A 2891-nucleotide genomic window follows, 5' to 3' on the forward strand; every position below is an offset into this window, starting at 1 on the left:
CCACCGCCCCAACCGCCCCCGGCTGCCCCGGCGCACCCGTGGCGGCGCCGGCGGACGGCTGCGCACCGGCCGCGGATGTCGCCGCCGACGGTTCGCCGCCAGCGGCACCACCCCCCGGCTGGCGTCCCTCGATGGCTGTCACGGCGGTGTCCGGCTGTGCCCTGGCCGACTCCAGGGGGCGGAAACGCAGCCACACGCCCAGCCCGGCCGCGATCGCCAACGCCAGTGCCAGCGCCACAAGGCGCCCCCAGCGAACGGGAAGAATCCGGCCCGACCGCCTCCACGGCGATCGATGCCGGCCCCCATCGGGGCCGTCACGCCCCGCGCTCCACGCCATCGAATCGAGCTTAGGTCGACGAAAGTCACCCGCGCAGCGATTTGAACCGGTCGATCTGTAACAAAGAGCGACAAACACATGACGTTCTCGTCAATGACGATCTCACCCGACAACGCCGACGCCAGGCGATCCTCTGTCGGTGTGGTCGGCCGCTGTTCTTCGTGTCCAGCCGTCGAGGGCGCGCAGACCGTCGATGAAGCGTTGGAGCAGAGCACGGTCATGGACCCGGGCGGACCGGCGCTGTCCGCGCCCCGCCGGCCCGCGGGCTCCGGCGGGCGGACCCACCGACGCGGGCGCATCGGTGATGACGGCGGGCAGGCGGGCCAGCCTGGCCGGAGGCGCTGAAGCCCGCTTCCGGGCCGGTGCGGGTACAGCGACGACGGCGCCGGCGCTGTACCCGCACCGGCCCGCGCCGCCGTAGAACGGGTTCCGGCTCACGTCCGGCAACGTCTCGAGCGCCGGTCAGGTAGCGCGGATCCCATCCACGACCACTCACCCGTAAAGACCATGATCCAGGCGAGTTTGTCGTTGTGTACGCTTTTTGGCCATAAAAGCGTACACAACGACAAAATTACGCCGATCTTCTCCGGTGATCGGCGCCCATCGAAGCGGGCCAGCGTTCGCGAGGATACGACTGGCGCTCCCGGAGTCCAGGTCTTCACGGTTGGCGAGAACGGATCGGTGAACCTCGTCGGCCGAGGGCGAGGATGCCGGGCAGGCCGGGCAGGCCGGGCAGGCCGGGGAGAGAGATCCCCCGGGCTACCCGGCCTGCACTGCGTGTGAACGATACTTCCCGGAATCGGCGCGTCCCGCGGTAACCGTCGATGAACGATATGGAGCTGGGCGTGGCTTCTCTGGTCACGGGCATGTCGCCGCGGGACAAGGCTTCCGGTTCCCGGTTCCCGGTCTCCGGCTTCTGGCCCCGGCCCCCGGTCCCGACAGGCGTCGGCATGCCGACGCCTGTCGTTGAGCTGACCGCCGCAAGCCGCGGACGCGTGTCAAATCCGACCGCGACCCCCGCCGGGGAAAGGCGTGATGGATCCAGCGACCGGGATCGCGATGGCCCTCGAGGTGCTGCTTTCTCGTGAAGGTGCCGGCCAGGGGGACGGCTTCGGCCGAACACATGGGAAGTAGGAACATGAGAAACAGAACAAGTGCGCGGCCCGGGCGCCCGAGGCTTCCGGGCGCACGAAAAAATCATGGTCGCGCGCTCTTCGGCGGGTTGGGCCGGGCGCTGCTGGTCGCCGCTGTCCTGGTGCCGGCGACGTGGGCTTTCACCGGAAGCGTGAACGCCGCCAGCCTGCCCGGCATCGCCGGTCGCAGCGGGGATTTCAACGGTGACGGCTACGACGACATCGTGTCCTTCGACAACGCTGTGGGGATAAACGTCGCCATCAGTATTCCGCTGCCACCGCCCTACACCAGCGAGCGGACCTTCGGCCCGGTGGAGCCCTGGAGCGCCTCGCCGCTGACCGGCGACGAGGCGCCCCTGGTCGGCGACGTCGACGGGGACGGCAGGGACGATGTCGTCGCCGTCGCCAACAGGGGCGACGAGGTCGGGGCCGTGCGTGTCGCTCTCAGTGACGGGTCCGCCTTCGTCGATGCTCCGGCCTGGCACGACTCGATCAGCGCCGGAGCGCTGATCACCCCGGAGGACACCTCGGTCGTACCCGCCGCCGGCGACTTCAACGGTGACGGGCTCACCGACATCGCGGTGTTCGTCCTCGGCGGTCCCGCCGCCGGGCAGGTGCGGGCCGCCCTGTCCACCGGCGCGGGCTTCACCGCCCCGGAGACCTGGCACACGGCCTTTGCGGCGGGAACCACGGTGCCCCAGACCGGGGATTTCAACGGTGACGGCAAGGACGACATCGTCGCCTTCACCCGGGGCGCGGCGGCGGACGTCCACGTCGCGTTCAGCGACGGCGCCGGCTTCGGTCCCGCCACGCAGCTGCACGACTACTTCGCTGCCGGTACAGAACTGCCCGCTGTCGGAGACTTCAACGGCGACGGCAAGGACGATCTCGTCACCTTCACCCGGGGAACGGCCGCCGACGTGTGGGTCTCGCTCAGCACCGGGTCGGGTTTCGTCAGCCCGGCGGTGAAATGGCAGGACTACTTCGCCGCCGGCTCCGCATTCCCCGGCGTGGGAGATTTCAACGGTGACGGCCGGGACGATGTCGTCAGCTTCACCGGTGGTTCCGCCCAGGACGTATGGGTCGCTCTCAGCCGCTTCTACTGGACGCCTGGGGGACCCGCCAGCCCCTTCTGGACATCCCGGACGCGGGAACTCGTCAACTATTTTGCTGACGCCCAGAAGTGGCACGACGCATTTCCCGTCCACAACATCGTCCTGGGGGTCACCTCTGGTAGGCACCTACCGTGAACAGGGGCCGCGGACCGTGGCCGGCAGTCATTCAGGCCCCTCGCGGGGAGCACTGGTTCCGGGCTGACGGTTGCGGTCCATGAGGTTCTGGGCCGATAGCTGGGCCGGGTCCGGGCGTTGTGGTGCGCGGCCGGCGTGCCGGTGCTCGGGATCCCTACCTGCCAAGATGGG

The 2891-nt window shown here is 69.5% G+C and carries 1 protein-coding gene and 1 pseudogene; one reads left to right on the plus strand and one right to left on the minus strand.

What is annotated here, in order from left to right; all coding sequences use genetic code 11:
• Positions 1 to 238, minus strand: a pseudogene (locus tag NBX02_RS12630) (hypothetical protein); the annotation flags it as partial.
• A gap of 1237 nt (positions 239 to 1475) precedes the next feature.
• Between NBX02_RS12630 and NBX02_RS12635 the strand changes: the two are divergent.
• Positions 1476 to 2720 carry an FG-GAP repeat domain-containing protein gene (locus NBX02_RS12635; protein ID WP_250291472.1) on the plus strand — a complete coding sequence of 415 codons (1245 nt, stop codon included), beginning with the start codon at positions 1476 to 1478 and terminating at the stop codon, positions 2718 to 2720.
• The last annotated feature ends 171 nt before the right edge of the window (positions 2721 to 2891 follow it).

Source organism: Protofrankia sp. CiP1_Cm_nod1, from assembly GCF_920888515.1.
Taxonomy (GTDB): Bacteria; Actinomycetota; Actinomycetes; order Frankiales; family Frankiaceae; genus Protofrankia.

Bases quoted from the DNA above. Each gene is read 5' to 3' on its own strand.
- NBX02_RS12635 (WP_250291472.1), top strand. From the start codon at position 1,476: ATGAGAAACAGAACAAGTGCGCGGCCCGGGCGCCCGAGGCTTCCGGGC.